The following is a 1,735-nucleotide window of genomic DNA, read 5'->3' as shown; positions in this document are numbered from 1 at the left end:
CTCTTCGCGAGCAAGCCCGCTCCCACAGGGCCGGAGGTGGATTTCAGATAACAAAAAGCCCCTGAATCGGAGGGATCCAGGGGCTTTGGCCGAGCAGTCGATCGATCAGGCCGCTTCGATCTTGCGCCGGTTATGCTCCACCTTATCCAGGTATTGCTGCAGCTGTTGCTGTTGGGCTGCGGTGGTGAACAAGCCAAGTTTGCTGCGGCGCCACAGGATATCGTGGGCATCGATAGCCCATTCATCGCTGCACAAGTAGTCGACTTCCCGGGTGTAGAGGCCCGCACCGATGTGTTCGCCCATGTCACCGAGGCTGTGCACGCCTTCAAGCATGCGCCAGGTGCGGCTGCCATAGGTGGTGGCCCAGCGGCGGGCGAGGTCGGTCGGTACCCAGTCGAATTTGTCGCGGATCGCCGAGCACAGCGCTTGCGGGGTGGTCATGTTTTCGCCGCCGGGGAGGGTGGCGACGGCGGTCCAGCTCGGGCGCATCTGAGTAAAATACGGGGCCAACTGCGCCATGGCCGATTCGGCCAGTTTGCGATAGGTGGTCAGCTTGCCGCCGAACACCGACAGCAGCGGCGCTTCTTCGCTACTGCCCGAGAGCGCCAGGGTATAGTCCCGGGTGACGGCTGACGGGTTGTCGGATTCGTCGTTGCACAACGGACGAACGCCGGAATAGCTGTGCAGGATATCGTCGCGGCTGATCTGCTTCTTGAAGTGAGCGTTGACCACCTTCAGCAGGTAATCGGTTTCGCCCTCGGTGATCGCCACGTTGGCTGGGTCGCCGGTGTATTCGCGGTCGGTCGTGCCGATCAAGGTGAACCGGTTCAGATACGGAATGGTGAATACGATGCGCTGGTCTTCGTTCTGAAGAATGTGCGCATGCTCGCCTTCGTAGAGTTTCGGCACGATCAGATGGCTGCCCTGGATCAGGCGGATGCCGTAGGGCGACTCCAGCTTCAGGTCATCGCGAATGAATTTGGCGACCCACGGGCCGGCCGCGTTGACCAGCGCCTTGGCGCGGATCGAAAACAGGCTGCCGTCGGCGCGTTCCAGATGCAAATGCCACAAGCCTTTACTACGACGGGCGTTCACGCAACGTGTGCGAGTGTGGACATGGGCGCCTTTTTCCCGGGCGGCCATGGCGTTGAGCACCACCAGTCGCGCATCGTCGACCCAGCAGTCGGAGTATTCAAAACCTTTGGTGATCTCGCTTTTCAGCGCGCTGTCGGCGCCGAATTTCAGGCTTTTGGAACCGGCAAGTTGTTCGCGCTTGCCCAGGTGATCGTAGAGGAACAGGCCGGCGCGAATCATCCAGGCAGGGCGCAAGTGCGGGCGGTGGGGCAATACGAAGCGCATCTGCTTGACGATGTGCGGCGCCTTGGTCAACAGCACTTCGCGCTCGGCCAGTGCTTCGCGTACCAGGCGGAATTCGTAATGTTCGAGGTAGCGCAGGCCGCCATGGATCAGCTTGCTGCTGGCCGAGGAGGTGTGGCTGGCCAGGTCGTCCTTTTCGCAAAGGAGCACCGAGAGGCCGCGACCCGCTGCGTCTGCGGCAATCCCCACGCCGTTGATCCCACCGCCAATGACGGCGACGTCGTAAACCTCAGCGAGAGGGGGCGTAGGCAAGGTAGAAGTGGGCATCGGCTGGCCTCGGGTTCTTTTCGTAATATTTGAATTCGAACATTAATGTTCATTTGCGAAAATACTAGCCGATAAACTCAGCAACAGCCAG

1 protein-coding gene is annotated in these 1,735 nt (G+C 60.5%); it reads right to left on the bottom strand.

What is annotated here, in order from left to right:
* Window positions 1-105: 105 nt before the first annotated feature.
* Window positions 106-1,644, bottom strand: a complete 1,539-nt coding sequence (glpD, locus tag HU811_RS26805; protein WP_186659113.1) for a glycerol-3-phosphate dehydrogenase — start codon at window positions 1,642-1,644, stop codon at window positions 106-108.
* Window positions 1,645-1,735 lie beyond the last annotated feature (91 nt).

Source organism: Pseudomonas tehranensis, from assembly GCF_014268615.1.
Taxonomy (GTDB): Bacteria; Pseudomonadota; Gammaproteobacteria; order Pseudomonadales; family Pseudomonadaceae; genus Aquipseudomonas; species Aquipseudomonas tehranensis.
Note: the sequence above shows the minus strand (reverse complement) of the source record. Positions and strands in the feature narration are given on the sequence as shown.